Annotated in this window: 27 protein-coding genes; 15 read left to right on the top strand and 12 right to left on the bottom strand. The window is 43.0% G+C overall.

Translation table 11 applies throughout. The annotated features are described in order from the left end of the window. The first annotated feature begins 25 nt into the window (after positions 1-25). The 4 genes from D5I41_RS07120 to D5I41_RS07105 all read left to right on the top strand — a co-directional run bounded on the left by D5I41_RS07120 (position 26) and on the right by D5I41_RS07105 (position 3,530). Entirely contained in the window at positions 26-676 is a 651-nt protein-coding gene (locus D5I41_RS07120; RefSeq protein ID WP_162892805.1) for a MarC family NAAT transporter, read from the top strand. Between the two features lie 156 nt (positions 677-832). Beyond that, entirely contained in the window at positions 833-1,510 is a 678-nt protein-coding gene (locus D5I41_RS07115) for a hypothetical protein (protein WP_119009188.1), read from the top strand. A 73-nt stretch (positions 1,511-1,583) separates the two neighbouring features. Further along, entirely contained in the window at positions 1,584-2,285 is a 702-nt protein-coding gene (locus tag D5I41_RS07110) for a hypothetical protein (protein ID WP_119009187.1), read from the top strand. 312 nt (positions 2,286-2,597) lie between these two features. Continuing rightward, complete coding sequence (locus D5I41_RS07105; protein WP_119009186.1) at positions 2,598-3,530, top strand: LysR family transcriptional regulator; 933 nt, start codon at positions 2,598-2,600, stop codon at positions 3,528-3,530. A 153-nt stretch (positions 3,531-3,683) separates the two neighbouring features. On the opposite strand, the gene D5I41_RS07100 is transcribed toward D5I41_RS07105, so the two are convergent. The 4 genes from D5I41_RS07100 to D5I41_RS07085 all read right to left on the bottom strand — a co-directional run bounded on the left by D5I41_RS07100 (position 3,684) and on the right by D5I41_RS07085 (position 8,946). Further along, the gene (locus D5I41_RS07100) at positions 3,684-5,417 is read right to left on the bottom strand and encodes a mechanosensitive ion channel family protein (protein ID WP_119009185.1); all 1,734 of its coding nucleotides are present in this window, start codon (positions 5,415-5,417) and stop codon (positions 3,684-3,686) included. Positions 5,418-5,703: 286 nt separating this feature from the next. Next, positions 5,704-6,744, bottom strand: coding sequence for an alpha/beta hydrolase (locus D5I41_RS07095; RefSeq protein WP_119009184.1), 1,041 nt, complete (start codon positions 6,742-6,744; stop codon positions 5,704-5,706). A 619-nt stretch (positions 6,745-7,363) separates the two neighbouring features. Then, positions 7,364-8,134 carry an alpha/beta fold hydrolase gene (locus tag D5I41_RS07090; protein ID WP_119009183.1) on the bottom strand — a complete coding sequence of 257 codons (771 nt, stop codon included), beginning with the start codon at positions 8,132-8,134 and terminating at the stop codon, positions 7,364-7,366. Between the two features lie 110 nt (positions 8,135-8,244). Next, positions 8,245-8,946, bottom strand: a complete 702-nt coding sequence (locus D5I41_RS07085; RefSeq protein ID WP_119009182.1) for a helix-turn-helix transcriptional regulator — start codon at positions 8,944-8,946, stop codon at positions 8,245-8,247. 335 nt (positions 8,947-9,281) lie between these two features. Here D5I41_RS07085 and D5I41_RS07080 point away from each other — a divergent pair, with 335 nt between their 5' ends. Continuing rightward, positions 9,282-10,358 carry an MBL fold metallo-hydrolase gene (locus D5I41_RS07080; protein WP_119009181.1) on the top strand — a complete coding sequence of 359 codons (1,077 nt, stop codon included), beginning with the start codon at positions 9,282-9,284 and terminating at the stop codon, positions 10,356-10,358. A 408-nt stretch (positions 10,359-10,766) separates the two neighbouring features. On the opposite strand, the gene D5I41_RS07075 is transcribed toward D5I41_RS07080, so the two are convergent. The 3 genes from D5I41_RS07075 to D5I41_RS07065 all read right to left on the bottom strand — a co-directional run bounded on the left by D5I41_RS07075 (position 10,767) and on the right by D5I41_RS07065 (position 13,149). Beyond that, positions 10,767-11,198 (bottom strand): GNAT family N-acetyltransferase, encoded by a 432-nt coding sequence (locus D5I41_RS07075; RefSeq protein ID WP_119009180.1) that lies wholly within the window; start codon positions 11,196-11,198, stop codon positions 10,767-10,769. Between the two features lie 182 nt (positions 11,199-11,380). After that, a complete protein-coding gene (locus D5I41_RS07070) occupies positions 11,381-12,394 on the bottom strand; it encodes a CobW family GTP-binding protein (protein WP_119009179.1) in 1,014 nt (337 codons plus the stop codon). 86 nt (positions 12,395-12,480) lie between these two features. Next, positions 12,481-13,149, bottom strand: coding sequence for a DUF1826 domain-containing protein (locus tag D5I41_RS07065; RefSeq protein WP_119009178.1), 669 nt, complete (start codon positions 13,147-13,149; stop codon positions 12,481-12,483). A gap of 251 nt (positions 13,150-13,400) precedes the next feature. Between D5I41_RS07065 and D5I41_RS07060 the strand changes: the two genes are divergently transcribed. From D5I41_RS07060 to D5I41_RS07050, 3 genes are read left to right on the top strand one after another with little or no spacing between them, the layout of a single operon-like run. Then, positions 13,401-13,940: a helix-turn-helix domain-containing protein gene (locus D5I41_RS07060; protein ID WP_119009177.1), complete on the top strand. Its 540-nt coding sequence runs from the start codon at positions 13,401-13,403 to the stop codon at positions 13,938-13,940. After that, positions 13,927-14,658 carry an AzlC family ABC transporter permease gene (locus tag D5I41_RS07055; protein ID WP_119009176.1) on the top strand — a complete coding sequence of 244 codons (732 nt, stop codon included), beginning with the start codon at positions 13,927-13,929 and terminating at the stop codon, positions 14,656-14,658. Before D5I41_RS07060 ends, D5I41_RS07055 begins: the two co-directional genes overlap by 14 nt. After that, on the top strand, positions 14,651-14,995 hold the full coding sequence (locus D5I41_RS07050) for an AzlD domain-containing protein (RefSeq protein WP_119009175.1): 345 nt from the start codon (positions 14,651-14,653) through the stop codon (positions 14,993-14,995). Before D5I41_RS07055 ends, D5I41_RS07050 begins: the two co-directional genes overlap by 8 nt. A 101-nt stretch (positions 14,996-15,096) precedes the next feature. Here D5I41_RS07050 and D5I41_RS07045 read toward each other — a convergent pair whose 3' ends face one another. Beyond that, positions 15,097-15,588: a MarR family winged helix-turn-helix transcriptional regulator gene (locus tag D5I41_RS07045; protein WP_119009174.1), complete on the bottom strand. Its 492-nt coding sequence runs from the start codon at positions 15,586-15,588 to the stop codon at positions 15,097-15,099. A gap of 97 nt (positions 15,589-15,685) precedes the next feature. Between D5I41_RS07045 and D5I41_RS07040 the strand changes: the two genes are divergently transcribed. From D5I41_RS07040 to D5I41_RS07025, 4 genes are all read left to right on the top strand, one after another. Beyond that, positions 15,686-16,882, top strand: coding sequence for a multidrug effflux MFS transporter (locus tag D5I41_RS07040; RefSeq protein ID WP_119009173.1), 1,197 nt, complete (start codon positions 15,686-15,688; stop codon positions 16,880-16,882). Positions 16,883-17,022: 140 nt separating this feature from the next. Then, on the top strand, positions 17,023-18,354 hold the full coding sequence (locus D5I41_RS07035; RefSeq protein ID WP_119009172.1) for an MFS transporter: 1,332 nt from the start codon (positions 17,023-17,025) through the stop codon (positions 18,352-18,354). A gap of 111 nt (positions 18,355-18,465) precedes the next feature. Beyond that, the gene (locus tag D5I41_RS07030; RefSeq protein ID WP_119009171.1) at positions 18,466-18,732 is read left to right on the top strand and encodes a DUF3081 domain-containing protein; all 267 of its coding nucleotides are present in this window, start codon (positions 18,466-18,468) and stop codon (positions 18,730-18,732) included. A 128-nt stretch (positions 18,733-18,860) separates the two neighbouring features. After that, positions 18,861-19,358, top strand: coding sequence for a CIA30 family protein (locus D5I41_RS07025; RefSeq protein WP_119009170.1), 498 nt, complete (start codon positions 18,861-18,863; stop codon positions 19,356-19,358). A 38-nt stretch (positions 19,359-19,396) separates the two neighbouring features. Here the strand turns inward: D5I41_RS07025 and D5I41_RS07020 are convergent, their stop codons facing one another. Both D5I41_RS07020 and D5I41_RS21210 read right to left on the bottom strand, forming a co-directional pair. Further along, positions 19,397-19,822, bottom strand: coding sequence for a GNAT family N-acetyltransferase (locus tag D5I41_RS07020; RefSeq protein WP_119009169.1), 426 nt, complete (start codon positions 19,820-19,822; stop codon positions 19,397-19,399). Between the two features lie 85 nt (positions 19,823-19,907). Continuing rightward, entirely contained in the window at positions 19,908-20,081 is a 174-nt protein-coding gene (locus tag D5I41_RS21210) for a hypothetical protein (RefSeq protein ID WP_162892804.1), read from the bottom strand. Between the two features lie 250 nt (positions 20,082-20,331). Between D5I41_RS21210 and D5I41_RS07015 the strand changes: the two genes are divergently transcribed. The 3 genes from D5I41_RS07015 (at position 20,332) to D5I41_RS07005 (ending at position 23,362) form a co-directional block, all read left to right on the top strand. Then, entirely contained in the window at positions 20,332-21,024 is a 693-nt protein-coding gene (locus D5I41_RS07015; RefSeq protein WP_119009168.1) for a DsbA family oxidoreductase, read from the top strand. A gap of 52 nt (positions 21,025-21,076) precedes the next feature. Next, complete coding sequence (locus D5I41_RS07010) at positions 21,077-21,667, top strand: TetR/AcrR family transcriptional regulator (RefSeq protein ID WP_119009167.1); 591 nt, start codon at positions 21,077-21,079, stop codon at positions 21,665-21,667. 171 nt (positions 21,668-21,838) lie between these two features. Then, the gene (locus D5I41_RS07005) at positions 21,839-23,362 is read left to right on the top strand and encodes a Na+/H+ antiporter NhaC family protein (RefSeq protein WP_119009166.1); all 1,524 of its coding nucleotides are present in this window, start codon (positions 21,839-21,841) and stop codon (positions 23,360-23,362) included. A gap of 70 nt (positions 23,363-23,432) precedes the next feature. Here D5I41_RS07005 and D5I41_RS07000 read toward each other — a convergent pair whose 3' ends face one another. Both D5I41_RS07000 and D5I41_RS06995 read right to left on the bottom strand, forming a co-directional pair. Continuing rightward, positions 23,433-24,491: a DUF1254 domain-containing protein gene (locus D5I41_RS07000; RefSeq protein WP_119009165.1), complete on the bottom strand. Its 1,059-nt coding sequence runs from the start codon at positions 24,489-24,491 to the stop codon at positions 23,433-23,435. A gap of 202 nt (positions 24,492-24,693) precedes the next feature. Then, a complete protein-coding gene (locus D5I41_RS06995; protein ID WP_119009164.1) occupies positions 24,694-25,752 on the bottom strand; it encodes a DUF1254 domain-containing protein in 1,059 nt (352 codons plus the stop codon). Between the last annotated feature and the right edge of the window lie 73 nt (positions 25,753-25,825).

Here is a 25,825-nt window from a genome sequence, read left to right as displayed (position 1 = left end):
CTGCCACTACAACATGAGAATTCCTATGTATTTAGAAACATTGTTCACCTATATGACACTCACGGTTCTTGGCCTGTTACCTATAATGAACCCTCCCGCAGCAGCAACGGTTTTACTCGGTTTGAGTAAAGGACGAGATAAGAAATATATAGTGTCACAAGCCAAAACGACTGGAGTCTATCTTTTCATTGCCTTGTGCGTCACCTTCTTCATTGGTGCATCGGTACTCGAGCTCTTCAGTATTTCAATACCGAGCTTGCGTTTAGGTGGGGGCATCATCATTGTCGCAATTGGCTTTAATATGCTGTTCCCTCGCCCCGACAATGGAGTAGCCCCCTCCGGGCAAGATTCAATCGCACTAGTTCCTTTGACCATTCCTTCATTATGTGGCCCTGGTTCTATGGCAATGATCATCAGCCTGGCCGCCCAAATTGCTACCTATGAAAACCATACGAGTATGACTAGCGTCTATAGTGGCGTAGTCGCAGGACTTGCCCTCGTCGCACTTATTGCGACCTTCACATTAACCATGGCTTATCCTCTGCTAAAGGCACTTGGTCAAAATGGCATCAATGCTTTTACCCGAATTATGGGCTTCCTATTAATCTGCATGGGAGTTCAGTTTTTCACTCTAGGGATTCAAGAAATCGTTCTTGAGATCAATGAGCTCTTTTAAATAAACAAACAGACCACTTTTTAGCCTCAGCCATTTTTGGTTGGGGCTTTTATATATTTGTGCGTTTAGCAGATATGAATCGCAGTAATTCATAGTCTACTCCCCAGCCAGTAAATAAAATGGTGGCATAAACGAACACAACCTGGATTTATATTTATGAAACTAACTAAAACATCTCTATTAATTGCATCACTTATTTCTTCACCGTTAGTACTTGCAAATACCAATGTTGACTTCTCTGATTCCAAACAACATTATTCAGGGTTTGATATTGGTTACGGCAGTAATGATTTTAATATTGGCCTTCAATATGCAAAATCACTAAATAACGATTGGAGTTTGCTAAGTTCATATAGCGGTGACGACAATTTTGATAACCACGAATTCGGATTTGATTTCCAAAGAAGCGATGGTTTAGGGCTTGTTTTTGAGTATGAACATGATACCAACTTCCAATCAGATAATTTACGTGCAAATGACTATAGCTTCAGTCTTTACAAGGCCACTACGCTTAACGAACAGTTTTCTGTTATTCCTCAATTAACGCTTGGCAACCTGAAGCATCAGCAGATGAGTAGCAGTGTTTACTACACCAGTGCATCACTTGATATGACTTACAACCTGAACCCTAACATCTGGGTAGGATTCACACCGGAATACACTTATAGCTTAGGTAAAGTGAAAGAAAAGAATGGTAACCAATCAACGCTGAGAGATTGGGATTACACGGCAGAGCTTGGTTATCAATTAAATAGTACAAGCGCATTCGTGTATAGCTACGAATATGATGATGGTAATAACCTGTCATTATTCTCATTTAAACATTCTTTCTAAATTACTAGAGCTGCCAATTTTGGCAGCTCATCTTTTAACACCCAACCTCAGATATTTTAATAAGTGAGTTACTTTGAAAAATAAACTATTATTGCTGAGCTGTGTAATAAGCGCCCATTCAATCGCCAATGAAAATACAATCGACTTTGAATCCGCTGTAGAAGAATTTACAGAAGCGACCATAGAAACATCCCCCATTGATTTCACCGATCCAACCGCGGCTTATAGCTCTCTTCAACTAGGCTACAACAGCAGAGGCTTCGAGACAGGATTTGGTTATGCTAGAACGATCACAGACAATTGGGCTGCCCTGATTTTCGCTCAGTCTTTGAATAATTTTGATACATATAGAGTCAGAGCTGCAGCACTTAGCACCCATTTTGGTAGTGGCGTGATGGGCGACTATTTATATGATGACCGTAACGACACACATACCTTCGTATTGAACGCGATGCAAGTCCTACCACTGCATGAACGGCTCATTATCGCGCCGGTTATTGGCATGGGCGCTATCTCCAGCGACAACCTTGATAAAGAAGTGCCTATCGCCATGGCGCAATTATACAGTGTAGTGACCATTACCGATCAAGCCTCAATTATGGTCGCACCAATCTATACGATGTCACTGAGCGACCAGACGCTTAAAATCAATACGTTAGACTGGGAAAGTAGCTTCTCCTATCGAATCACAGATAATCAGAATGTTTCAGTTAACTATGGTATCTATGACAACTCAGACAACAAGCTTGGCCTTAACTACGCTTATGCATTTTAACTGTATTTATGCGTTCTGAGACTTACTATCCATACTAAATGTATCTCTGCGCGTTAAGTGCACCTTTGGGCTTAAGCTAAACGTATGCACTCTCGAGCCCAGTTCAAATCCTGATGAGCCTTCAGTAACACGGATGTTGCCAACCCTCACTACATAGAACACCCTCGGTTGAAAGCTAAACCTTCTCACAGTGCATTCTTACAAGCCGTATCACATATTCTTTAAGACATATCATTCTTAAACTATTGAACCTAGGTCAATTTCCCTTATTCTTGATTGAGGCTTTCGAACTTCATTACGAAAAGGGAACGCATGAAAGAACTTCAAGACTTAGACCTAAATCTGCTCAAGTTACTCAAGGCGGTTGTTGAAACCCGTAATACCCATGCTGCAGCAGACAAGCTTGGCATATCGCAAACCAGTGTCAGCAGGGGGATGGCGAAGTTAAGAGAAACCTTTGGCGACCAGCTTTTTCTTCGCAAAGCACACGGCGTAGAGCCTTCAGAGTTGGCAGAAAAACTCGCCGAAGCAGCCGATGAAATGTACTCTCCTTTACTTAAGGTAGTTGAGTCCTACCACAACTTTGATCCCAAGATGTTTACTGGTGAAGTTACCATCGCTATGAACATATTTCTCATTGAACAGTATGGAGAAGGGATTTTTAAGGTTCTACATGAAGCTCTTCCACAAGCAAATTTTAAATTAGTCTACTGGCAAGACAAAAGCTTGGCAGAAGTGTTAAATGGTCAAGTCGATTATTTGTTGCAACTTTCAGGCATCCCACTACCTCAAGATATCTACCAGCATAAGCTCACCGAAGTAAAGTTGAGCCTCATTGCACGCAAAGAACATCCTGTACTGAGTAGGAGTAGTGAATGGGAAGATATTCATCACCTACCCATCACAAGAATCTTGATTGATGGCATCAACACCAAACGAGCCCCAATCGAAGATCTCTATATATCAAAAGGCTACACCGCGAATGTTGTGTTAGCGACACATAGCTTAACAGTATTACGAAGTAAGCTTAAAAATTCAGACGCTTTCTCTTTTGGCAGTAGTTATATGACCGAAAATGATCCTGAGCTAAGCTGTTATCCATTCCCCAACTTACCAAAAGAAATGCGCCAAATTGGCGTAGAGGGTGGATATCTTCAATCGAAGAGAGGATTTCCACTTCATCAACTACTGCATCAGACCATGCAGAATTACTTCGATAGCGTTGTTCAACCTGACCTCCGATAGCAAGCTGAGCTACCCGCTTTAGTACTAAAAACTATCACCAAGGTTTCTAATCCCTAAAACCTTCTATAAGGCACTTTAAGGGCATTGTGTCTTTAGGGACGACAAGGTTTAGAATACATGGTGACCTAGCGTGCATCGTGGCTCGAGGCCACTTTAAACAGAAGATGAGCGAACAGCAGAGGTTGTCGCCGGATACATGATGGTGTTTTGGATTTCGTATTTATATTCAAAACTGAAATCAGGGAATGGAAAAACTTGCTCTTCATGCCACTGCGCAACAACCTGTTCGGCCTGCCGTTTCTGTTCGTCATTGTCATTGGAATTGACATCCACAAGTTGATATTGAGTAGAATGAGCAATCTTCGCACCAACATTCTCAACTTGGGTCAACACGGAGAACAGAATGTCCTCTTGGGCAGCCATGAATTCTTCATGGTTACGGCAACTAACATATGCCATCAGACTAATATTGATAGAGTACTCCCCAACACCCATGAGTCTCACTCGAAGTGGATCTTCTTCGATGATTGGATGTTGTAGCAACAATCGACGCAGATTAACGATCAATACCCTAAGTTGTTCAAGGGTGGTTTCAGAACGCAATCTCAACACATGTTCCATGCGCCGCTTATCACGTCGCTCCAAATTATCAATTTCCATGTTGGCAAATTCTGAGTTAGGGATGGTAATTAAAGAGCGCTCTAACGTCCGGACTCTAGTCGAGCGCAAACCAATACTTTCAATGGTTCCGAGTTTGTCTCCGTAACGACAGAACTCACCAATCTTTACTCCCCCGTCAGCATAGAGCGTTAATCCGTTGATTACGTTCTCTAATATAGGGCGAATGGCCAGTGCAACCGCTAAACCACCCACACCCAAGCCTGCCAATATTGGGGAGATTGAAAATCCCATAAACTCGATGACATAGATACCAAGAATCGCGATCGTCAACCCACCAAAAATACGCGCTAATACAGTAATCAGTGAAGAATCTACGTGCTTTCCATTGTGCTTTTTAAATACATAAATATCTGCGAAGTAATTGAAAATGGCCATAATAAGCCAAGAAACAAAGAAGAACTGAGCGAGAAGGAAAAAGGTGGTGAACAGCTGATAAACACCACCTGTAATCCATATTCCATCATCAATCACCCATCTTGCTAAAAACAGCAAGTTCACCACGCCCACTAGGGACAACAGCCGACCTGCCCGCCATTTTAAGCCTTTTCCGACCCAACGACTATTCCAACGCTCACCAAGCAAAAAGCACATTCTTATCATCATCTTACATAGTGACAAAACGCCTAAAAGTGCAATCCATTGCCATAAAGGAAGCGGTCCATAAAGTTGATTAAAAGATGCAGGTAAAGAAAGCACAAATTGCTTAGAGAACATAGGTCCGGGGCTAATCAGAAACTCCTGATAATAGTCTGGACGTACTTCGGTATAGTGCGGAAGAACTGACATCGTTCTATACCACCGAGAAAGACTTTGAATGGTGCTCGAACTGAATAGGAACTGATCGGTTCGATCGCCTAGAGTTTGACGAGACAATACAATCTCAGTATTGCCCAAGCGCCAATGGTCAATCTCCTCTCCCCTTATTTGCTCGACATTGGGTACTAACTGGTGAGTACCTTGATCAATTCGATCCAACAACTCACGAAGAAGAATGATTTTCTCCATCACGACAACGGTTCGGCTGCGATTCGGAACCATAGATAAATCCATGGTTCTGATCACTTGTGAATAAGCATGTTGCGCTTCTTTAAGATGCAGTGTCTCATTCTTCCAATGCTCAATAACCACACTTGAATCCCTAATGAAGCTCGATAGAGTATGTTTAGGGCTCGACGTGTCAGCGAGATCTAACGTGATACTTGGCATGGCTAGCGCATTAGGTATGGTTAGATATAAGGGTATTGTTAGAAAGACGGCTACTAACATCGAATAAAAACGTCTTATCACTACGAGCTCCCGTCGTTACTTTGATGCAATGCAAGCATAGGGGCTAGCGAATAAGAATGATCCACGACGGATTGGTGTTGAGCATAATGATTATTAGCTTGTAGTAACGTAGATATACATTTAAAAAGTGAAGTGAATAACGTTGTCATTATATCCTCCAAATAAACATCCACATCCCTGTGATTCATTGTTAGCTTGCTAAAAACTAGTTGATATGTTTATTAAAGAACTGACCTAGCTCATTGATAGCGTCTTCAGATTCTGGCATGTCGAACAATATACCATTCAAGTAATCTCCATGAGACTGGCCATCATATATATGCAAGTCAGTTTCCACGCCTTCACTGCGTAATAATCGATGCATACGAACCGTATCACTTAGCAAGAGATCTCGAGTGCCTGAAATAAATATCGTTGGTGGGAATTCATCAATATCTGCATATATTGGTGAGATCAGAGGATTATCAAGTGCCTCTCCATCAGCGTATAGATCGAAAGTCGCCTCAATAAGCCCTTCTCGCTGACCTAGAGGATCTAAGCCTTGCAACGTTAACCATGAATCCGATGTCTCTTTAAGATCGACGGCTGGCGTCCCAACAAACAGTGCGCCAGGTGCGGGAAGGTCGAGTTCCTGAATTTTAAGTGTCGTTGCCAACGTTATGTTACCGCCTGCAGATGTGCCAAAAATCGCTGTCGATTCCGGTGACTGTGTTTTTATTAGCTCTTTCCAAACAGCAACAGCATCATCAATTGCCGCAGGAAATGGGTGCAATGGCGGTTGACGATAATCAATAGAGATGACCTGAGCACCAAGCCTGTTAGCAACCCAAATAGCTTCTCGTAGAGCGGATTCCCCCCCACCGAAAACAAACGCACCACCATGAATATGTACTAACCACTTATCTTTATATTCAGGAGCAATATTTTTTGGTGTAACAAAGAACGTATCGACTCCGGCAAACTGCTTTGCTTCATAAGTAACATCCAAACGCTCTAGGCCTTGTTGAGCCATTTTTATACCTGGTGCATCAAACTGGGCTTGTAACGCCAACCACTCTGCCGTGTTGTTCGGAACAGGAAGTGCCGGTGGAGTAACTCTGTTCTCAAATAACTGAGCAAACTCTACCGATATTCCTGCTGGGGTCGGAACGGTTCGTTTTTGCAGTTCCATTCCGGAAAACGCCGCTGTACTCGATAAGCTAAATAACAATGCTGGGATAACTGAGCGTAGTGATTTGGTTTTCATAGTAACTCCGGTAATGAATTTAAAAGCCTTGATTGTCGAACTAAGGCGATTATTCACGACCTAATCCATTGGCACTATGAATTAGAGAAATTCAATTTTGATTATAGAAAAGTAGCAATAATGAATTCCTCTAATTCCTATTCCATATTCACATCACTATTCATAATCAACTCACTGATATGAGGATTGAGCATGAAATATTTACCTATCTTCGCGATATTTATAGGTTACTTAGCCTTCTTTTTATTTTTAGTTATCCAGCTAAATAGCTAGCTTTACGACATTATAATAAAGGTAAAATGATCTTTGAAAAATGAGTTCATATTGTTTTCCAACATTAGGAAATGCAGGTCTATGTCAGCATGATCGGTTCGCGAAGATCAACTATTCTAGCTTGGAATGGGAAAAACGTTTTAGAGCCGTGCTTCTAAGGCGCTTCTGTCCAATACTTGGCCGTGTAACGTTTCTGGACAAAAACAAGTTATACAGTTTACTAATTTAGCAACTGGCGGATTAATTGAAGTAACTCAAATGACACTTTTATGGCAGATAACAGAGTGATTCAAAATACGAGGACAGAAAAATGTAGGACACTTATACTACGTGCCCTAGCGTGTTCTTAGAGTAAAAACTGTTTAATTACACTACAAACAAATTCTGGCTGATCCTTATGTGTCTCATGACCAGCGAATGGGACATTAGCAAACGATGAGTCTTTAAGTCGATTAACTAGCTCTAATGCTGCTGGAAGAGGGAAAAAGAAATCTTCATCACCACGTATCACCAGTACCTTGCCATCAATTTGATCAATCGTATTCGCAGGGTAGCCTGATGAGGTTGTATCCGTCCACATTCTAACAATTTCAGCGACGAACGCATCAAAGTTCGGCTCTGGGTTTAGCTCGTGAAAAAGTCGATATGAATCTGGGAATTTCTCGCTCCAGCTCTGCCCTGTCACTCCAGACAAAATATTGTAAATGGTCGAACTCACTTCCAACTTATAATCAGAGCCAATTGTGATTAGCTTACTGATAATTACAGAGTTTGACGCCATCAAACGATAGCCAACGACACCACCATCACTGAATCCAAGAACTGCCGTCTCTTTAATCCCCAAATAGTTAAGCACAGCAATAACATCCTGCTCTAAGCGCTGATATGTTAGTTCGCTGCTGCCTAGCGTAGAACGACCATGACCGCGACTATCAATTCTAATTAATTGATAGTCTTGTGATAGTGAAGGAGTAAGTACATCAAAATCTTCAATACTACCGACACCGCCATGGAGCATCACTAATGGAGCTTTGCTGCTATCTCCAACAATATCAAAATAAATTGTCACATCGTCGATTTGGATGCTTTCTTGACGTTCGATAGTCCAGTTGGTCATGAAGATACCTTATACTTTGTTTTAATGATTGAAAAGAGTTACCAGTCCGTTGAGAGGCAAGTAACCGTGCTACTGAAAGTAAATATAAACAATATTAGTGACAGTTTTTGTCAGTAGCGAATTCCATTTTCATTAATTCCTTCTATTTGTTGCCATTTTTTCAATAACGCTTGCCGAGATGAAGGGTAATGCTCTGCTAAGGGAGACCATGTTGATATTCGATCTAGCCTAAAATTACGAAATGCTTTTCGTGTTTCACACCAAGCGACGAGAACATAATGATGCTGGAATAAACCAATAAGGATCGGCCATATCACTCGTGAACTGGTATTTTGCTTTCCATCTACGTATTCAATTGTCGTTTTGTATCGTTGTTCAATCGTCTCTCGAATACTAGATAGGTTTATTGTTAACTCAGGAACTTCAATGATAGAGGCTACTCGAATCACATCTTCATCATGTTTGATGCTATGATCCCTAGGTAATACGGCTGAGATCTTGGCAATCGCATTGTTACTGATATCACTAAATTCACCATTTGCTTGTTTTGCAACCCAGTTAGCACCTAACAAAAGTACCTCAAGCTCTTCCTTTGTAAACATCAACGGCGGCAACGTAAAACTAGGCTTTAAAATATAGCCTAGTCCTGCTTCTCCCTCAATTTCTGCACCTTGGGATTGCAAGGTTGAAATATCACGATAGATGGTGCGAACACTGACACACAACTTCTGGGATAGATGCTCGGCTGATACTGGGTATTTATGGCAACGTAGAAGTTGAAGTAAATCAAGTAATCGCTGGCTTCTAGACATTCAATAACTCTGAGGTAAGTAAGTTCATGAATGAGATTACAACATCCGTATACTAAACACTATTCTCTGACAAATAGGAGAGTGTAATGGATGAGTAAATTTGGCCATATGGTTAGATTGCGGTACAAGAAAAAGTAAGGCAAATTGCTTCACCATGGCTTGCTTGGTCATGCGACTCTAGCAAACAATGGGGCATTTCTGAGTTAGAGAGCTTCTAACATCTACATCACAAACTCAAACCGCTATCTCAGAAATCTAAGGTAAGATTTGTGCCGACCCCACGAAGACGTTACGGTTAAGAAGGCCATTACGAACAGTCATTAGTGAAAGGCACCATGAAACCAAACCATCCTGTTATCATTTCTATTCTTATCACTGTTCTCAACGGCTGTAGCAACAGTGAAGATTATTCTGGCGTAGAAGGATATAAGGACGGGAAGTTCTTTAACCTTGAGCATCAGAAACAAGATGTAGGCCTCATCGCTGCGATGAAGTCCATCTATTGGGACGCCAGTGACTATCCCATGCCTGATCAACCACTTCCTATTCACAACATTAACCTACAAATGATGGAAGAGAGTTCGGGGTTCTCAATGGTCAAGATTGGTCATTCGACCATATTAATCCGACTCAACAATGAGTATTGGATGTTCGACCCTATGTTTTCTGACCGTGCCTCTCCGGTATCCTTTGCTGGTCCGCAACGTTATACGCCACCGGCTTTGCCGCTCGAAGATGTCCCAAGACTTAAAGGCGTCCTCATTTCACACGATCATTTTGACCACCTCGATAAAGAGTCAATTAAAGCCCTCATCCATAAAACGGAACATTTCTATGTCCCTTTAGGGGTCAAGCAAATACTCATCGACTGGGGAGTACCTGAAAAAAATGTAACCGAACTCGCCTGGTGGGAACAAACGACTAGCGGCCCGATATCTATCACTGCAACACCTTCACAACACTTTTCTGGTCGCAGTATTGGAGGCCAGAATAAAACACAGTGGGTGTCATACGTAATCACTCACAATGACTTCAAGCTCTACTTCAGTGGCGATTCTGGCTATTTTTCTGGGTTTAAAGAAATCGGTAACAGATACGGTCCGTTTGACGTCACGTTAATGGAAAATGGCGCGTACAATACCCTTTGGCAATATATGCACCTTTTCCCAAAGCAAACGATTCAAGCCCACAACGACCTACAAGGTAAGTATCTAGTCCCCATCCATAACGCTACTTTTAACTTAAGTAATCACGCTTGGTTTGCACCAATGGAAGAGATCCATAAAGAAGCGAAAATAAAAGACACTACCCTCATCACTCCAGAATTCGGCCAAGTGGTACTCTACAATAACATCGAAAATTTTCAGAAAAGATGGTGGCGCGAGGCAATGATAGATCAACAAAAACAATAGCAACCCGTTGCTTTCAGCCAATACCGTCAAACACCCTTAACTCGCATACGTAGTGGTTTCGAAATATGTTGGTAAATTAAACAACGTGCCGCAGGCTCAGTCAGTCATCACGCTGTGGTTGAAGCTAAAGATTACCTCGCTTGATCCATTGATGATTTATATCAATCACACTAAGTAAGTGTTCAAAAATAGCGCAGGGAAAAGACTCGATATCGACGCAGGTTTTTCGATAAGTACTTATTCTACAATTCTAACGCCGTTATCGAGTGTTTTAACAAGCTAGGATGACGAGTTATTTACTACGATTGGTATTGGTACGTTTGGTATTATCTCGACAAATACGGAAACGCCCAAGGTTATTAGCCTTGGGCGTTTCTTCTATCAAACTGGTTTACGACAAACCGAGCTTTATAATGTCATATGCAAAATTGGAAATGGTTTTCCCATATCATCAAGTGGTGAACGTGAAACGACTTTAAAGCCCATATGCTCATAAAAACCTACGGCCTGTGGATTTTGTTCGTTTACGTCTACTTTGGTCGCGCCTAACTGTTGTATTGCGTACTGCAGTAGCACTTTACCAACACCCTGCTCCCTTGCCTCATTTAAGATAAATAGCATTTCAATCTTCGAATCGTGAATACCCACAAAGCCTAGGATTGAACCACCATTATTTTTAATGCATCTCAAAGTGACAGCAGGAAACGCCTGCTCAATGATGATGGGTTTAAAAAACTCAATATCTTCTTCTGTTATGAAGTCATGAGTTGCTCGGACTGAATTTTCCCAAACATTAAGCATTTCTGCGTAATTTTCAGGAAGCACATTTTCTACAATCATTATGTTATCTCTAAGGTTGACTGAAATTCATGTGCAGCCGCGAGCCCGCATTCTAGCTGTATGTGTTTAAAGTGTCCACAAGTCACATAACAAAGGTTATTGAAAAATTAAGTTCTTACTTAGACCTGAGTCGAAGATGGAAAGTCATAATGAAAGGCCATCATTTATGTACCTATCTGCCATCATAAAGACGCTTCTATGCAACCTAATAACAGCTCTTCAAAACTGTCATCTATTCTATCGGAGATTATTTCTAGTCGGCTCTCTGAGCACTCATCTAGCTCGATTTCAGTGAGTCCGTCAGCGGTTAAGTTATACCCGAAAATGCCGCTTTCAGTAATGAAAACCGCTTTCATGCGTTCTGCTGTGAGCTTATTCAAAAGCTGCAACAGTTTTAGACGGTTAAACACTCTGTCAGCAGACATACGCCACCCAACACTTTGGAACCCTTCACCTTTATTAGTCGCTTTCAAGATCCCGCTTTCGGGTATTGGCTGTTCAGGGACAGGAACCGTTCTACTCTGCTTCTGCTGAAAAAGATGCGGTGTCTTTTGCTTATGAAATTCAGTCGCGCCCTCAAATTCAGTAAACGGAATCACGCCATGTTCAGCATAAATCACCCTAGTATCTGATAAGCCTAAGGCACTAACATAGTCAGCTAGATTTTTCTCATCAACTTGTTGATAAAGGTCGCGTTTGTTTCCCACCACCGTATCGGCAATCGCTATTTGCTGGTTAAAAGTATCATGTTCTGTATACCTTGAATCAGACAGCTTACGCGCATCGACTAAAGTAATGTTCTTCTGTAAATCAATGATTTGCCGATAATAATCGGTCGATAACACTTGAAGTACTTCTCTGGGGTGACCCAGCCCTGTAGGCTCAATCAATAAACGATCTGGCTTTGACTCGGACAGCAGTTGATTAAGGGCGATTTGCATAGGCAAACCTGCCGCACAACACATACAACCGCCAGGGACTTCGCGAATATACACTTGACCGTCTTGATTTTGCTTACCTTGTAACAGACTGCCATCGATACCAATCTCACCAAACTCGTTAACTAGTACAGCCCAACGCTCATTGCTTGGTTTGCTACTCATCAAATGCATAATGGCTGATGTTTTTCCTACTCCAAGAAAACCAGTAATGATATTGGTAGGCACGCCGGAGATCAGTGTCTTATTAAAGTTCATTGGCTATTCTCCTGTAACCCTTTACTAGACTAAGATGCAGACTTGCTCTAACCAACCTAAGCGCTAATTCTATAACCCTCATGTGTCTAAACAAAATCCAATGTAAGCAGTAATCGTCGCTCATTTGACCCGACGGCGGGAGAGCGATGTACTAACCCGTTATTTTCGTTGCCTTCCCAACCGCTGCCTTTGAGCAGAGCCACATCTCCAGCTTGCATCTTCTGGATTGCGGTTTCTTCACCGTATAAGCCCGATAAGTTGTCCGGTTGTCCAAGACTACCAGCCCCAAGCTTGGTGCGATCAATCCCTTTATTCTCAAGCCACTGGGTTGCACTTCCGACATAAGTGGTAACCAGACGACACGGCACGTGGTCAACATGGAATCTCGGACACATAGGGCTATCTAAGCTAGTGAGTCTCAGCCCAACCTCTTCTACATCAAACAAATAGCAGAACATATCCACAATCAAGGCGATATCTGTAGCAAGCGCATCAGCGCACGCATATTCATCTAGCTTGTTTCGAATCCAATCAGCAGCATTGTTTGGAGTGACGCTTTGTACTAACGCTAGCGGTCTTCCCTCAAATAACATTTGATTTATATCGTTTGTCATCGTCGTTGGGAGCATACGTTGCCATATTGCGATATTTTGCTCTGATTGGTAGATATTACTAAGTGTGCTCGGTTTGCTTTCTCGTAATGCTAGTGATGCCGAATAAACCGGTTCTGGGCTTGCGACTAGATCTAAACTCATTCCCTTGCCTCCAAAGCGTATGTATTTGCATTCAGGTTCAATGGAAGCGGCTACCCTTCTAAAAACCGCTTACGCACGAACTAAAAAATCAAATGCCATGTTATAACATAACATCTATATTTCCAATCTGGTCATCCCATTCACCAACATTAACGGCGCCAATCTTAGGTTCAAAATACAACAGCAATTGATTGACAATTCCTCGTTCTTTATATAGAACGTTCTATATATGGAACATTTTGGAGAGAGCTATGGATGAACCAAACCTCGTCGTTTTAGGACACAACCTTCAACAGTTGCGTCAAGCAAAGGGAATTTCACTCTCACAACTGGCCTCGGATGCAGGCATCGCTAAGTCCAACCTATCCCGTCTAGAAAACGGCAGTGGTAACCCTACTCTCGATACTATCTGGCGCTTAGCAGTACAGTTAGATGTCTCATTTGGCAGTTTGATTGACTCCATTAACAGCCCCATCGAGGATGATGGCATGTTGGTACAGTTAATTGAACGTGGTACTGATGCCCCGCAAGTGGATGCATATTGGATGTCATGTGCACCTCATACCAACAAACTGTCTAAAGCTCACTCTCTTGGCACCTTTGAAACTATCAGTGTCATATCGGGCCAAATTGAGACTGGAGAAGAAGAGAATACTAAGCTCCTTGGCGCGGGCGACATCCATCGCTTCCCAGCCGACAAGCCTCATCTTTATCGAACCACCACCGCCGGCGCAACGCTTTTAGTCACCATCAATTATGCGAACAAGGAACACACTCATGAGCGCAAATAGTGAAGCATCAACCTGGAAGCCCTGGATTGCAGGAGCAACCGATGCCTTGGCACTAATGGGTGGCTATGTCTCTGTCGCGATCTCTTTTGGGGTTATAGCACTGCAATCTGGGTTCAGTGTTTGGGAAACCATTGCCATCTCAGTGTTCATTTACGCAGGGGCATCGCAGTTTTTGTTTGTCGCAATGGTTGCCTCTGGTGCCCCACTATGGCTGGTATTGGTCATGACACTGCTGATCAATGCACGACATGTGGTCTACGGACCCAATATTGCGCCTTACCTAACTAAGAGCCCGTGGTGGCTCGCCCTTCTTCATGGTTTGACTGATCAGATCTTTGCTCTAGCTCACACCCGCTTGCCTCAACTTGCCCAGAGCGATCGCCTTGGTTGGTTTGCTGGTGCGGCCTTATTGGCGTGGTTTAGTTGGATTGGCGGCACAGCTTTGGGCGCCATTGCTGGTGCTGAGCTTATTGCCAAATGGCCCTTATTGGGTGAGGTATTACCCTTTGCCCTGCCCGCACTGTTTTTGGTTCTATTAGCCCCAAAGTTTAACACCTTACTTTGGACAGTTTCACTTGCCGGGACCAGCTTGGTCGCACTACTTTTAAAGCTTTATGGTTATCCTAATGCAGCGATCCCATTGGCTGCACTGTGTGGCGCTCTGCTGTATTACGCAGTGAGGGGAGCATCAATCGCTAAGGAGAGTGACCATGGATAAGTCATTGTGGATGGTCATGCTATTGATCGCAGCGGGAACCTTTGCGATGCGTGTTTTACCTATGCTGTGGATGTCTCGGCGTATGAAAGATCGTGACCAAAGCAATGCATTGAATAACATCCCTACCTGGCTATCAGTGCTAGGACCTACAATGATTGCCGCCATGTTTGGTACATCGTTAATCCCCACGACGCCATCGCTTACCTCTTGGTTGGCGACTTTAGTGGGTACACTATTTACCCTACTAATTTGGTATTGGAAACGATCGCTTGGTTTGCCAGTACTTGCTGGAGTTGCGATCTACGGTACTATTATTTATGTGGGTGGGTTAATTTAAAAACGTAATGGGGGTTCGGATTAGCCATCAACAACTAAACCAAAACCCTCATTCAATGTACTTTTTCCTTAGACTTTTTTAGTGGTGTTCTTACACTGCCTTTATTCCCACTGGCGCAGAACTTTATTTAAAAGCTGCTCTAATTCCTGCTTCTCTTCTGCCGTTAAGACATCCAATTGGCGCTGCTCTTGCTGATGCAATGTCAGCGCCACCTGTTCGATGAGTTTGCGTCCAGTGTCGGTCAATTTGACCAGTTTACTGCGTCCATCTTGCGGATTTTCCAATCGCTCAACCAAACCGGCTTTTTCAACGCGACTGAGAACTTTAGTTAATCCACCCGAGCTGAATAGCATTGAGCGATACAAATCAGTCGGTGATAAGCAATAGGGTTCAGCACTGCGTCTTAGGGTCATTAATATACCGAAGTCTGCTTTTTGCAGATCATGCTGAACAATAATGTCTTCTAAGTCATCATCTAAATGACTGTGTATTCGATGAATCATAAGGATCGTAGGCCTAAAGTTATCGAACGCTTCGGGCCAGTTGGCTCTTCCATGCTTTAAAATTGTCTCTAAGCTTTCTTGTTTAGACATAGTCGCCAACTCATTGTGATTGCTAGTTACTGAAATATATCTTGCTAGGAAGATAAAATCCACCTATTATCTTTCTGGAAAGATAAATGAGGTTTTAATGAATAATTCTATTAGCCGCAGTCTCGTTGTGCTCCTTGCAGCGGTTTTTGCGATGACACCGTTTGCAATTGATAGCTATCTACCTGCCATTCCAATTATTGCCAACGAACTGAATGTCGATACAGCGATGATTTCAATTACCGTTAGTATCTATGTATTCGGTCTAGCCATTGGCCAGTTAATTGGAGGCCCGCTATCAGACAAATTTGGGCGAATGAAGGTAATGGTTGCAGGCTTAGTGCTATTTGCATTTTGTAGCCTCATGCTTGCATTATCAGCCAGTGTTCATAGTTTCTGGTTTTGGCGTATATTGCAGTCTTTGGGTGGAGGTATTGCCGTCGTTGGGGTTCCCGCAATGATCCGAGATAACACCGAAGGCCGTGAGTCAGCAAAACTGTTTGCGCTAATCGCGCTGATCAGCATGATCGCCCCTTCAATAGCGCCTTCTGTGGGCACGGCGATTATGAATCTGCTGGGTTGGCACTGGATATTTATTATCTCTGGTATTTTGGCCTTAGTCGTCGCCTTTATTGCTAGGCGTGTTTTACCCAAAGCCAAAAAGCGTGCATCACCAACCACACCAGTTCGTTACAAACATGTGTTTACAGAGTCTAAAGCACTGGGCTACATGGTCTCACAAAGCTTTAGTTTTTCTGTGTTGATGACATTTATTGCAAACGGCGCGTTCGCTTACATGATTCATTTTGGCGTGACACCTGAGATGTTCTCTGCGCTTTTCCTAGTAAACGTCATAGGCGTCGCCATTGTAAATCGAATCAACTCATTCCTATTGAGCCATCATTCACCTGAGACGCTATTGGTCAAATTTATTAGTCTTCAGGTTCTTGGCACAACACTATTAATTTCCTCACAGCTCATTGCACCCAATAACTTATGGTTTGCGGTCGTAGGCTTTGTTGTCAGCATTTCCGCTAATGGCGGCATCATGGCAAACTCTAACGCCAGCTTCCTCAAGCATTTTGGGCAAGGCGCAGGCGTCGCCTCTGCAGCGCTTGGAGCCACACAGTTTTTTACCGCCGCCAGCATTAGCGCACTCGCAGCCTTGTTAAGTAAAGACTCCTTATGGCCTATTGTGGGGATCATGTTTTGTGCGTCACTCATTTCATTATTTGGCGCGATCAAGGCCAACAATCACAATGGTGTCTATCAGATGCCGTTAGAAAGTGAAACCTAAGGGGATTTCTAGAAAGCAAAGGGGAGCACACAGTGCGCCCCTTTTTTAAAGCATTCTTGTTATTTCAATGATTAAGCCTTTACCATTAAGGTGAAGTCGGTATATACCTAATCTATGTTATTCAAAATAAAGACAGTTTAATGACGCTCAAAGAGATCCTGCAAATCCGCAACGTTCGTTACTTCTTAATGTTTCGCTGCAGCTACTTTGCGCGCTTTTACTATCCCATCTTCACCCTACTCTTTCTCGATTACGGATTAACCCTGTCACAGTTTGCAATGCTCAACGTGGTGTGGGCCGCAACTATCGTTCTCGCAGAGGTTCCGTCAGGAGCGTTTGCCGATACCTTAGGACGCAAAAAGTTAGTCGTACTCTCTTCTGTGATCATGTTTATTGAGATCGCAATGATCGCGGTGGTACCCACTGACAGTGCCAATTTGGTATTCGTTGTGTTTTTAATTAACCGAATCCTAAGTGGTTTGGCTATGGCGCTAGCCAGTGGTGCCGATGAAGCCTTGGCTTATGACACCTTAAAAGACCAAGGTAAAGAAGAAGCGTGGCCGCAGGTGTTACAGATACAACTTCGTATTGCTTCTAGTGTTGGCATTTTTGTCACCCTGATCGGTGCGGCTATGTACGATGTTAATTTTATGACTCATATTTTTCAGTTGATTGGGCTCTCAGTACCTGAATCCACCCAAGACATCATGCGTATTCCGGTGTTTGCGACTCTGTTGGTAGCGATAGTTGCCATTTACGCCGCCATAAATATGCAGGAAGACCGCGATACACTGCCCAAGCATGACAGTAAACTCGCCACCTCCATAGCAAGCCTGAGATTGACACTAAACACAGGAAAGTGGGTGCTTTCGACACCGTATGTACTGTTTATATTGCTCTATTACAGCTTGTTTGAGCATACCTCTCGCATGTTCTTGACCATGAATAGCCAGTATTATCGCGCTATTGATATTCCTATTATCTATTTTGGCTTGATTGGTGCAGGGGTCAGCGTACTTAAAATACTATTGGCTGGGCAAAGTCGAAGACTAGCAGAAAGCACAGAACCAAAAACCTTCCTTGCTATTGCAGGTTTAGTCACCATAGCAACCTACTACTGGATCAGCTTGGGCTGGTCAATTTACGGGGTTGTCCCCGTACTACTTTTGATCTTCATCATCATGACGATGAACATTTTCATCAGTTACCACCTCAATAGAAAGACGGAATCCCACAACAGAGCAACGGTACTCAGCTTTAAGGGGCTGATGTTTAATCTAGGTTATGGCTCAATAGGTGTTTTATATGCGTACTACTATAAGTTGGTGTCTCAAAACTACACCGAACAACAAATAGAACAGCATCTAGACTTCCTAGCCTCACTGTCTTCATTTTGTTACTACTTTGCATTTTTGTTCATTTCAGTCAGCGCAGCTTTCTATCTCAAAAACAAACAGAAAACGATTTTCTAACTGACAATTAATATGTCTAACGAAGGCTTTCACTAAGGATCAGTGATCGACAGACAAAACGAGGCCGTAAGCAGAACAATAGAGGCAACGAATCAATTGTAGGAAGTGAAAATGGATAACCGTCTGAGCGTTAAGGACTTTCTTAAGGTGTTTGACTGCATTCGTTCCACAGGAACAAAGCACGATGATCAATATAGGTTGGCAGGGTTGTGCGCATGGCACGATTATGACGGTTACACCTGTTGGTTAGGCTTCAAAGACGTCACGGTGACCTTAATGTTTCACGGATCATTGAAGATTGAATACGACAAAGCATCTAGCTATGCAGAGTTTCTTAATCGCTGCTTAGCTCTAACAGCCAGCAAACCATTACAATGATTCAGGTCACCAGAGCGAACTCATCCTCCACCATCGTTACCTGCGGTATCACACACATGCTTCGCCCACGGACACTGCTGTCGGTTTCCCTATTGTTTAGTCATTTTGCCGCAGCTTCAGAGGACACTATGATCGATTTCACCCAACCCAATGAGTATCAACAGTGGCAGGTAGTCAACGACAACGTAATGGGTGGCATCTCACAAGGACGCTTCACCTTTGATGGCAATCATAGCCGTTTTGAGGGGGAACTATCGTTAGCCAACAACGGCGGTTTCAGCTCCGTCAATCGCTCTATCGAGGCATTATCGCCGGATAAAGCTCAGGTAGAACTGTCCTTCATTGGCGACGGTCGAACCTATCAACTCCGACTCTCAACATGGAAAGACGGCGATCGAATTACTTACAAGCATGAATTTTCTACCACAAGTGATTCATCGCAAACGAAGTCATTTCACTTAGACGATTTCCAAGCGGTGTTCAGGGGAAGACTGATAACGGGAGCGCCTGCGCTTGTTGCTCAAGATATTAAACAGATAGGCTTTTTAATCGCGGATAAGAAAGCGGGTCCTTTCTCTTTAAAACTGCTGCGAATACAATTTACTCCCAGTGAATTAATCGACTGAAAAGCATACATTTACAGACACAATAAGTTCTTCATCTTTCAATCCAGAGTGCTCATTTCCATTAAATAGTACTCACCAGTACTGTCTCGATGTTTAGATTTCTTGGTAAACCCTCTTAATTCATAAAACCGGATGGCCTTTTGATTTTTTACCAAGCATTTTAAACTCAGTTTGCCGTACAAGGATTGCGCACTGCTAAGAAGTAGACTGCCTACCCCTTTTCCAAGATATTCGGTACTTACATACAGGTGATGCACAAATTTATCTGGCTCCCAGATTGAAATGAAACCAATGGCCTTTTCATCTAACACAGCCAGTAAAATCGTTTCACCCTCTGTATCTTTCTCAAAATCTGAGAACTTAAAATCGCTACTGTTTAACCATGTAAAGGTTGACGTTCTTGACTCAAGATACACCGCACTTAACTCAGATGCGAAGCTAGGGTGGTATTCAGTAATTCGCATGCTCTACTTATATCCCTTCATTAGTTACTACTCCCCACACACCGTGACCTAGCCAATCTCAAAGGATAATCAAAATGGCTGCCAATTAACTCTGTGGGTGAGTTTTATTGGCTTCTTTGTCAAAGAAACTGAATCCTTTAGGGATGAAGAACTCACAGGCTTGTCTCTTGGCAGATGTCGGTTGCTCCCATGCGCCACATAGGTCTTTAGTATTTTCACGGGTTCTAGTGAACTGCTTACATTGGCCACAACGCTCCATTGTTTAACTACTCCTTGAAAGACAATAACAGCTCATTCACTTTACCTTAGCCCACTCTAGCTTAATTTGACCTAAGCTAATCTTTCATTGTTGTTAAAGGAGAATTATCTGCAATTTATACTGTCGTGCACCTCTATACGCCATAAACCTGAAGTTCCTCACTCTACATTTTTCTTTCCTTTTCTTTCTATCGGTGTATCATTCAGCTATAACGATCGTTCAATTATAAAAATCAATCGAGGATGAGTTGATGAGCAGTAAAATAAAATTAGATATTGTTTCAGACGTGGTTTGCCCTTGGTGCATTATTGGTTACAACAATCTACAAGCGGCAATCAACGAGCTAGCGCTTCAAGACAAGATTGATATTGAATGGCAACCGTTTGAATTGAACCCTGATATGCCCACTGAGGGTGAAAACCTTCGAGATCATGTTGCCCGAAAATACGGTAGCAGCCCTGAAGATAGTGCTAGTGCTCGAGAACGAATCGCGACGGCTGGCGCTGAACATGGCTTTCAGTTTAACTATTTTGATGACATGAAGATGGTGAATACCCTAGAAGCCCACGTGCTTTTGGATTACGCCAAACAGCATGGCAAACAAACAGAGCTAAAACTGAGGCTATTCAACGCCTTTTTCAGTGAACAGAAAGACGTCTCTGATCGGGCTATCCTAAAACAAGAGCTTACTGCTGTCGGTTTGGATGGTGATCAAGGCTTGGTTTGGTTAGACAAGCCAGAGCTTAAAAGTGAGGTTAGAAGTCAAGAAGCTCAGTGGCAGCAGATGGGCATCACTGGTGTACCCACAGTTATCTTTAATAGAGAGAGCGCAGTAACAGGTGCTCACCCGGTAGAAAACTATAAACAGATCTTAGTCGAGCTAAGCAAAGAGCTAGATGAACCGTTACTTAATACGATGAGCACCGCATTGAACGATCGTTAATTTACTCGCTATAATCCGCGTGTGAGCAATTTTAGAGGCAGTAGGTAATACCATGGGCAAACGTGCACTTTTTGATAGAGATGATGTCATCAATAAAGCCAAAGATCTTTATTGGGAAAAAGGCTATCACGGCACCTCAATGCGTGCACTGCAAGACGCCCTTGATATGCGCCCAGGTAGTATCTACGCCGCTTTTGGTAGCAAAGACAATTTGTTCAAAAAGGCGATCCAACGTTACTCTGAAGAAAGTGGCCAACTCTTAAACTACAGTTTGGAGACTTCCGACTCTAATATTGGCGGCTTAAAGAAGTTTATTAAAGCTATCATAATCGAAGGCAGGAAATCCGCCCCTAGTGGCATGTGCATGGTGGTAAAGTCTGTTGCTGAATTAACGGAAACAGACAACCCAGAATTACTGACACTGGCTAAACAGTTACTCGGAGATGTAGAAGCAGAGTTGGCATCAATACTCACTAAAGCAATGGATGCTGGAGAAATACCATCAGGTAAAGACCCTATTGAGCTAGCCCGTTACGTTCAAGTTCAAATTATCGGCCTCAGAACCTTCGCACGCGCCACCAATGAAGTCGATCTCGTAGAGAAATTTATTGATGGCATTTTTGAAGATGGCCCGTTTCGCTAAAAATTTGTTCATTATGAATTTTCGCATAATTATATATAAGCCAATTAGGATCGTTCACAAAAACAGCAGTTAAAACCCTCGCATATAAGTATTCGCTCTATGATATGTACACAATAGCATAACGTATGTATATTCACTTTTAATGACTGATTATGTATCACGGTATTTGCTATGGAACAGCCTGAATTTATCTCCCTCCTCCCTATTATTGTCACCCTTACCTTAGCGCTCTCAACTCGAAACGTAGTTGTTGGTCTCTTCTCTGGGGTAGTTTGTGGCGTCGCCATGCTAGAAGGAACCTTTATAGATAAAGGACCGCTAGACTCAATGAGTGCGCTTATGAAAAGCTATCTTCTGCCTCAACTGACTGACAGTTACAATGCTGGCGTGCTGTTGTTATTGGTTTTCATTGGCGGCTTCGTCGCGTTAATGGAGAAATCGGGGGGGGGTGTTGCATTCGCAAAGAGAATAACACTATGGGTAACCAATAAATGCCAAGCGCAACTGGCTACATGGTTTGGTGGTATTGCTATTTTCTTCTCTGATCTTGGTACCCCATTAATCGCGGGTCCAGTATTTAGGCCACTGTTTGATAAACTCAAGGTCTCTCGTCAAAAGCTTGCCTTCATTATTGACTCGACCGCTTCCCCTGTGGCTATTTTGATTCCCTTTATTGGTTGGGGCGTGTACATCATGAGCCTGATTCAAAAGGAGTTCACGGCTCTAGAGGTCGGCATGAGTGAGTGGGATGCCTTTATTGGCGCGATCCCTTACCAATTCTATGCGTTCCTCGCCATTGCCATTGTTCCTATTTTGTCGTTTTTCAAACTGGATTTTGGTCCAATGGCTCACGCGGAAAGATTGGCTAAACAAGGATCAGATTTTGGAAAAGTCCAAGACTCACTCAATGTTTTTGAGCACAAAAATGCCAAAACAAGCTTTGTATGGGCGCCACTTCTGGTGATGCTAATAGTGCTATGCTCCATTCTTATTCCTCATGGATTCCCATTCCAGCAAGTCTCAGGTTCAACTTTTAGAGCCGCGTTATCTTCTGCCTACTTTTTTGCGGCCATGACACTTATTGGCCTGATGGCACTGTACGGCGTGAGAAAACTTTCCGATGGCATTCAGGTGTACCTAAAAGGTATGTCTAACATGATGTCTGTGGCGGTGATTCTTATCCTTGCATGGGCACTTAGCTCAGTAGGCAAAGAATTAGGCGCAGCTGCGTACATAGCGCAGCAGGCTCAAGCTGGCTTCCCTTATTGGTTAGTCCCTGCTGTAGCATTTCTTCTTGCTGGGCTTATCTCTTTTGCTACCGGCTCTTCCTGGGGCACCTTTGCCATCTTAATGCCGCTCGTGATCCCAACGGCTTTTGCTATTGATGCGCCTATGTTGGTCTGTATTGGCGCAGTTTTATCCGGTGGTTTATTTGGCGATCACTGTTCACCGATTTCAGAAACCACCATTCTTTCTTCTACTGGTGCTGGTTGTGATCAGTACGAGCACTTTAGAACACAGTTACCCTACGCTCTTGTTAATGGCTCCATTGCGCTCGTCAGCTTTGTTGTGTCCGGTATTCTCGCTTCACCATTAGTCGTATTGATCGCGATCATTGCGCAAATTGCAGTATATCTTGTCCTATCTAAGCAGCAATCCACAAGCGAAACATTAGAAAGCCAGCCGACATCATAAGATGAAAAAAGCCCCACTCTTTTATGAGCGGGGCTTTAATTGATTAGCTCTACGTCACCTAATCAATCGGTTATTTTACAGCCGTAACGGTCGGTAAGATACGATAGCCATCAGTTACCTTTTGGCTAGGCATGTAATGACGGATACCTAGATTGAATACACCAGAGTCATTCGCTGTTTGAATGTTGTTTGGTGCATCTTCACCACAACCAAAGCTGATTGTGTATGAACCATCTTTATTAGGCGTTGCTGTATTTGAACTAAGGTTTGCCACATCGTTGAACATGAAACCTGCTTTGTCATACACAGTAATCGACCAGAATGCTTGGTTCTGTGGATCTTCGAAAGTCGCTTGGTGACACTGGCTTGCTGGGTAGTTACCTGATACTTCATAGATGTTATCTTTCATCTGAGCACCGCCCCATCCAATCGCTGCGCCAACGGCGTATTTCTCTTCGGTATACAGCTCTTTTGACTCATCGTTAGGATCGGTAAACATACCCGTTAGCGCTTGGCTACCGTCACGTTTTAAGATTGTTGGCATCTGTGCTTTTAGCTCATTCTCCACCTTCTCAAATGACGCTTTGTTCACTTGTTCAGCAGTAAACATCTTGTTTGATTTAGCATCAATACGCATTTGATCTTGAATCTTACGCGCCTCTGCCTCTGTAAACGTCGCATCTAAGCGAACCACAATATAAACGTGATCACCAGTGTGAGTTTGCAGCTCGTATGTACCCGCACCATAACCCATGGCTTGAATTCTGTGGTCCTCAGTAACCACTTGATAAGATAAGTACTTACCTTCTGGAACTTCAGGCAGTGTGATAGACGCGCCCTCAGATACATCGACAACAGCCATTGAATAATAAGTATCGCGGTTCATACGAACAACCGGTTGTTGATCAGTAGGAGTTAATTGGCGTTTGTGAAGAAATTTATTGATACCAGCCAGATCCTGGTTTTTAAGAATTTGGCGAGAGCTTTCAAATACCGCGTAATTTTCTAATGTAGTAATTTCTCCATTCTTACTAAAGAAATCCGCTTCGCTAGAGACTTCTGTTGCTGCAAAGGTAGGAAGCGCTACGATACCCAAACCAAGTGAAACTGCTAGTGAAAGTTTTTTCATTATGTACTCCGGTAAATTAAAGACTTTAGGCATAAGCCGTTTCTCTATCCCTAAGTGCTCATTGCCTCTCTGAACAAGAGAATAAACAAATAGAGTTATCTAATCTAATTACAGTTTTCTATATATGATATGCATTATATGTATAACTAAGTGCTAGGTCCTAGACTTTTAGATCCTAGGAACCAGCACCCTAACTATTCCCTTACTTTACTGCTTTAACGTAAGGCAGCACGCGGAAGCCATCGCGAATTTTTTGGCTTGGCATGTAGTGACGGAATGCTAAGTTAAACATACCTGATTCGTTCTTGGTTTCGATGTTATTTGGTGCATCATCACCACACCCAAAGCTCACTGTGTATGTACCGTCTGCATTCTTAGTCGCAGTGTTAGAGCTTACGTTAGCTACGTCAGCAAACATGAAGCCTTGCTTGTTGTACACAGTTACCGACCAGAACGCTTGGTTCTCTGGGTCTTCAAATGTTGCTTGGTGACACGTATCTGCCGGGAAGTTACCTGATACTTCATAGATGTTATCTTGCATCTGTGCACCACCCCAACCGATTGCCGCACCTACTGCATACTTTTCTTTAGTAAACAGTTCTTTAGATTCATCTTCTGGGTCGGTAAACATACCAAATGTTGCTTGAGCTCCATCACGCTTTAGTATCACTGGCATTTGTGTTTTCAAATCTCGTTCAACTTTGTCGAACACCGCCTCTTGAACTTGAGGAGCGGTAAATTCTGCTGTTGCTTTCGCTTCAATGCTCATTTTGTCTTGAATCTCGCGAACTTCATCTTCAGTAAAGGTCGCATCGGTACGAATAATGATATAAACGTGGTCGCCAGTATGAGTCGATAGGTCAAACGTGCCAGAACCATACTGCATCGCTTGAATGCGGTGATCTTCAGTGATCACTTCCATTGACATGTATTTGCCTTCTGGGATTTCTGGAAGCGTTACTGTCGCTCCTTCTGAAACATTAATTACCGCCATCGAGTAGTAAGTATCACGGTTCATTCGAACCACTGGCTGCTCGTCAGTTGGGGTAAGCACTCGTTTGTGCTCGAAGTTGTTCACACCCACCTTTTCTTGAGTTTTCACATACTGACGTGCTGTCTCATGAACGGCATAGTTATCTGTTGTAGTCACTTCACCGTTGTCGCTGAAGAAATCTGTAAGAGTCGCGACCTCTGTAGCTGCTAGCGTTGGTAGAGCAACAATGTTAAGACCTAGAGCGATACTTAGAGCAAGTTTTTTCATGGTGTGTTTCCTATAGTTTCAATTCAAATTCAACACTTCAAACCAACGCATGCTTCCCTTAGAGATTGACCTG

Origin of the sequence: Vibrio superstes (assembly GCF_003569005.1) — a bacterium.
GTDB classification, from domain to species: domain Bacteria; phylum Pseudomonadota; class Gammaproteobacteria; order Enterobacterales; family Vibrionaceae; genus Vibrio; species Vibrio superstes.
Note: the sequence above shows the minus strand (reverse complement) of the source record. Positions and strands in the feature narration are given on the sequence as shown.

Bases quoted from the DNA above. Each gene is read 5' to 3' on its own strand.
- D5I41_RS07120 (WP_162892805.1), top strand. From the start codon at position 26: ATGTATTTAGAAACATTGTTCACCTATATGACACTCACGGTTCTTGGC.
- D5I41_RS07115 (WP_119009188.1), top strand. From the start codon at position 833: ATGAAACTAACTAAAACATCTCTATTAATTGCATCACTTATTTCTTCA.
- D5I41_RS07105 (WP_119009186.1), top strand. From the start codon at position 2,598: ATGAAAGAACTTCAAGACTTAGACCTAAATCTGCTCAAGTTACTCAAG.
- D5I41_RS07100 (WP_119009185.1), bottom strand. From the start codon at position 5,417: ATGCCAAGTATCACGTTAGATCTCGCTGACACGTCGAGCCCTAAACAT.
- D5I41_RS07095 (WP_119009184.1), bottom strand. From the start codon at position 6,744: ATGAAAACCAAATCACTACGCTCAGTTATCCCAGCATTGTTATTTAGC.
- D5I41_RS07090 (WP_119009183.1), bottom strand. From the start codon at position 8,134: ATGACCAACTGGACTATCGAACGTCAAGAAAGCATCCAAATCGACGAT.
- D5I41_RS07085 (WP_119009182.1), bottom strand. From the start codon at position 8,946: ATGTCTAGAAGCCAGCGATTACTTGATTTACTTCAACTTCTACGTTGC.
- D5I41_RS07080 (WP_119009181.1), top strand. From the start codon at position 9,282: ATGAAACCAAACCATCCTGTTATCATTTCTATTCTTATCACTGTTCTC.
- D5I41_RS07075 (WP_119009180.1), bottom strand. From the start codon at position 11,198: ATGATTGTAGAAAATGTGCTTCCTGAAAATTACGCAGAAATGCTTAAT.
- D5I41_RS07070 (WP_119009179.1), bottom strand. From the start codon at position 12,394: ATGAACTTTAATAAGACACTGATCTCCGGCGTGCCTACCAATATCATT.
- D5I41_RS07065 (WP_119009178.1), bottom strand. From the start codon at position 13,149: ATGAGTTTAGATCTAGTCGCAAGCCCAGAACCGGTTTATTCGGCATCA.
- D5I41_RS07060 (WP_119009177.1), top strand. From the start codon at position 13,401: ATGGATGAACCAAACCTCGTCGTTTTAGGACACAACCTTCAACAGTTG.
- D5I41_RS07055 (WP_119009176.1), top strand. From the start codon at position 13,927: ATGAGCGCAAATAGTGAAGCATCAACCTGGAAGCCCTGGATTGCAGGA.
- D5I41_RS07050 (WP_119009175.1), top strand. From the start codon at position 14,651: ATGGATAAGTCATTGTGGATGGTCATGCTATTGATCGCAGCGGGAACC.
- D5I41_RS07045 (WP_119009174.1), bottom strand. From the start codon at position 15,588: ATGTCTAAACAAGAAAGCTTAGAGACAATTTTAAAGCATGGAAGAGCC.
- D5I41_RS07040 (WP_119009173.1), top strand. From the start codon at position 15,686: ATGAATAATTCTATTAGCCGCAGTCTCGTTGTGCTCCTTGCAGCGGTT.
- D5I41_RS07035 (WP_119009172.1), top strand. From the start codon at position 17,023: ATGACGCTCAAAGAGATCCTGCAAATCCGCAACGTTCGTTACTTCTTA.
- D5I41_RS07030 (WP_119009171.1), top strand. From the start codon at position 18,466: ATGGATAACCGTCTGAGCGTTAAGGACTTTCTTAAGGTGTTTGACTGC.
- D5I41_RS07025 (WP_119009170.1), top strand. From the start codon at position 18,861: ATGATCGATTTCACCCAACCCAATGAGTATCAACAGTGGCAGGTAGTC.
- D5I41_RS07020 (WP_119009169.1), bottom strand. From the start codon at position 19,822: ATGCGAATTACTGAATACCACCCTAGCTTCGCATCTGAGTTAAGTGCG.
- D5I41_RS21210 (WP_162892804.1), bottom strand. From the start codon at position 20,081: ATGGAGCGTTGTGGCCAATGTAAGCAGTTCACTAGAACCCGTGAAAAT.
- D5I41_RS07015 (WP_119009168.1), top strand. From the start codon at position 20,332: ATGAGCAGTAAAATAAAATTAGATATTGTTTCAGACGTGGTTTGCCCT.
- D5I41_RS07010 (WP_119009167.1), top strand. From the start codon at position 21,077: ATGGGCAAACGTGCACTTTTTGATAGAGATGATGTCATCAATAAAGCC.
- D5I41_RS07005 (WP_119009166.1), top strand. From the start codon at position 21,839: ATGGAACAGCCTGAATTTATCTCCCTCCTCCCTATTATTGTCACCCTT.
- D5I41_RS07000 (WP_119009165.1), bottom strand. From the start codon at position 24,491: ATGAAAAAACTTTCACTAGCAGTTTCACTTGGTTTGGGTATCGTAGCG.
- D5I41_RS06995 (WP_119009164.1), bottom strand. From the start codon at position 25,752: ATGAAAAAACTTGCTCTAAGTATCGCTCTAGGTCTTAACATTGTTGCT.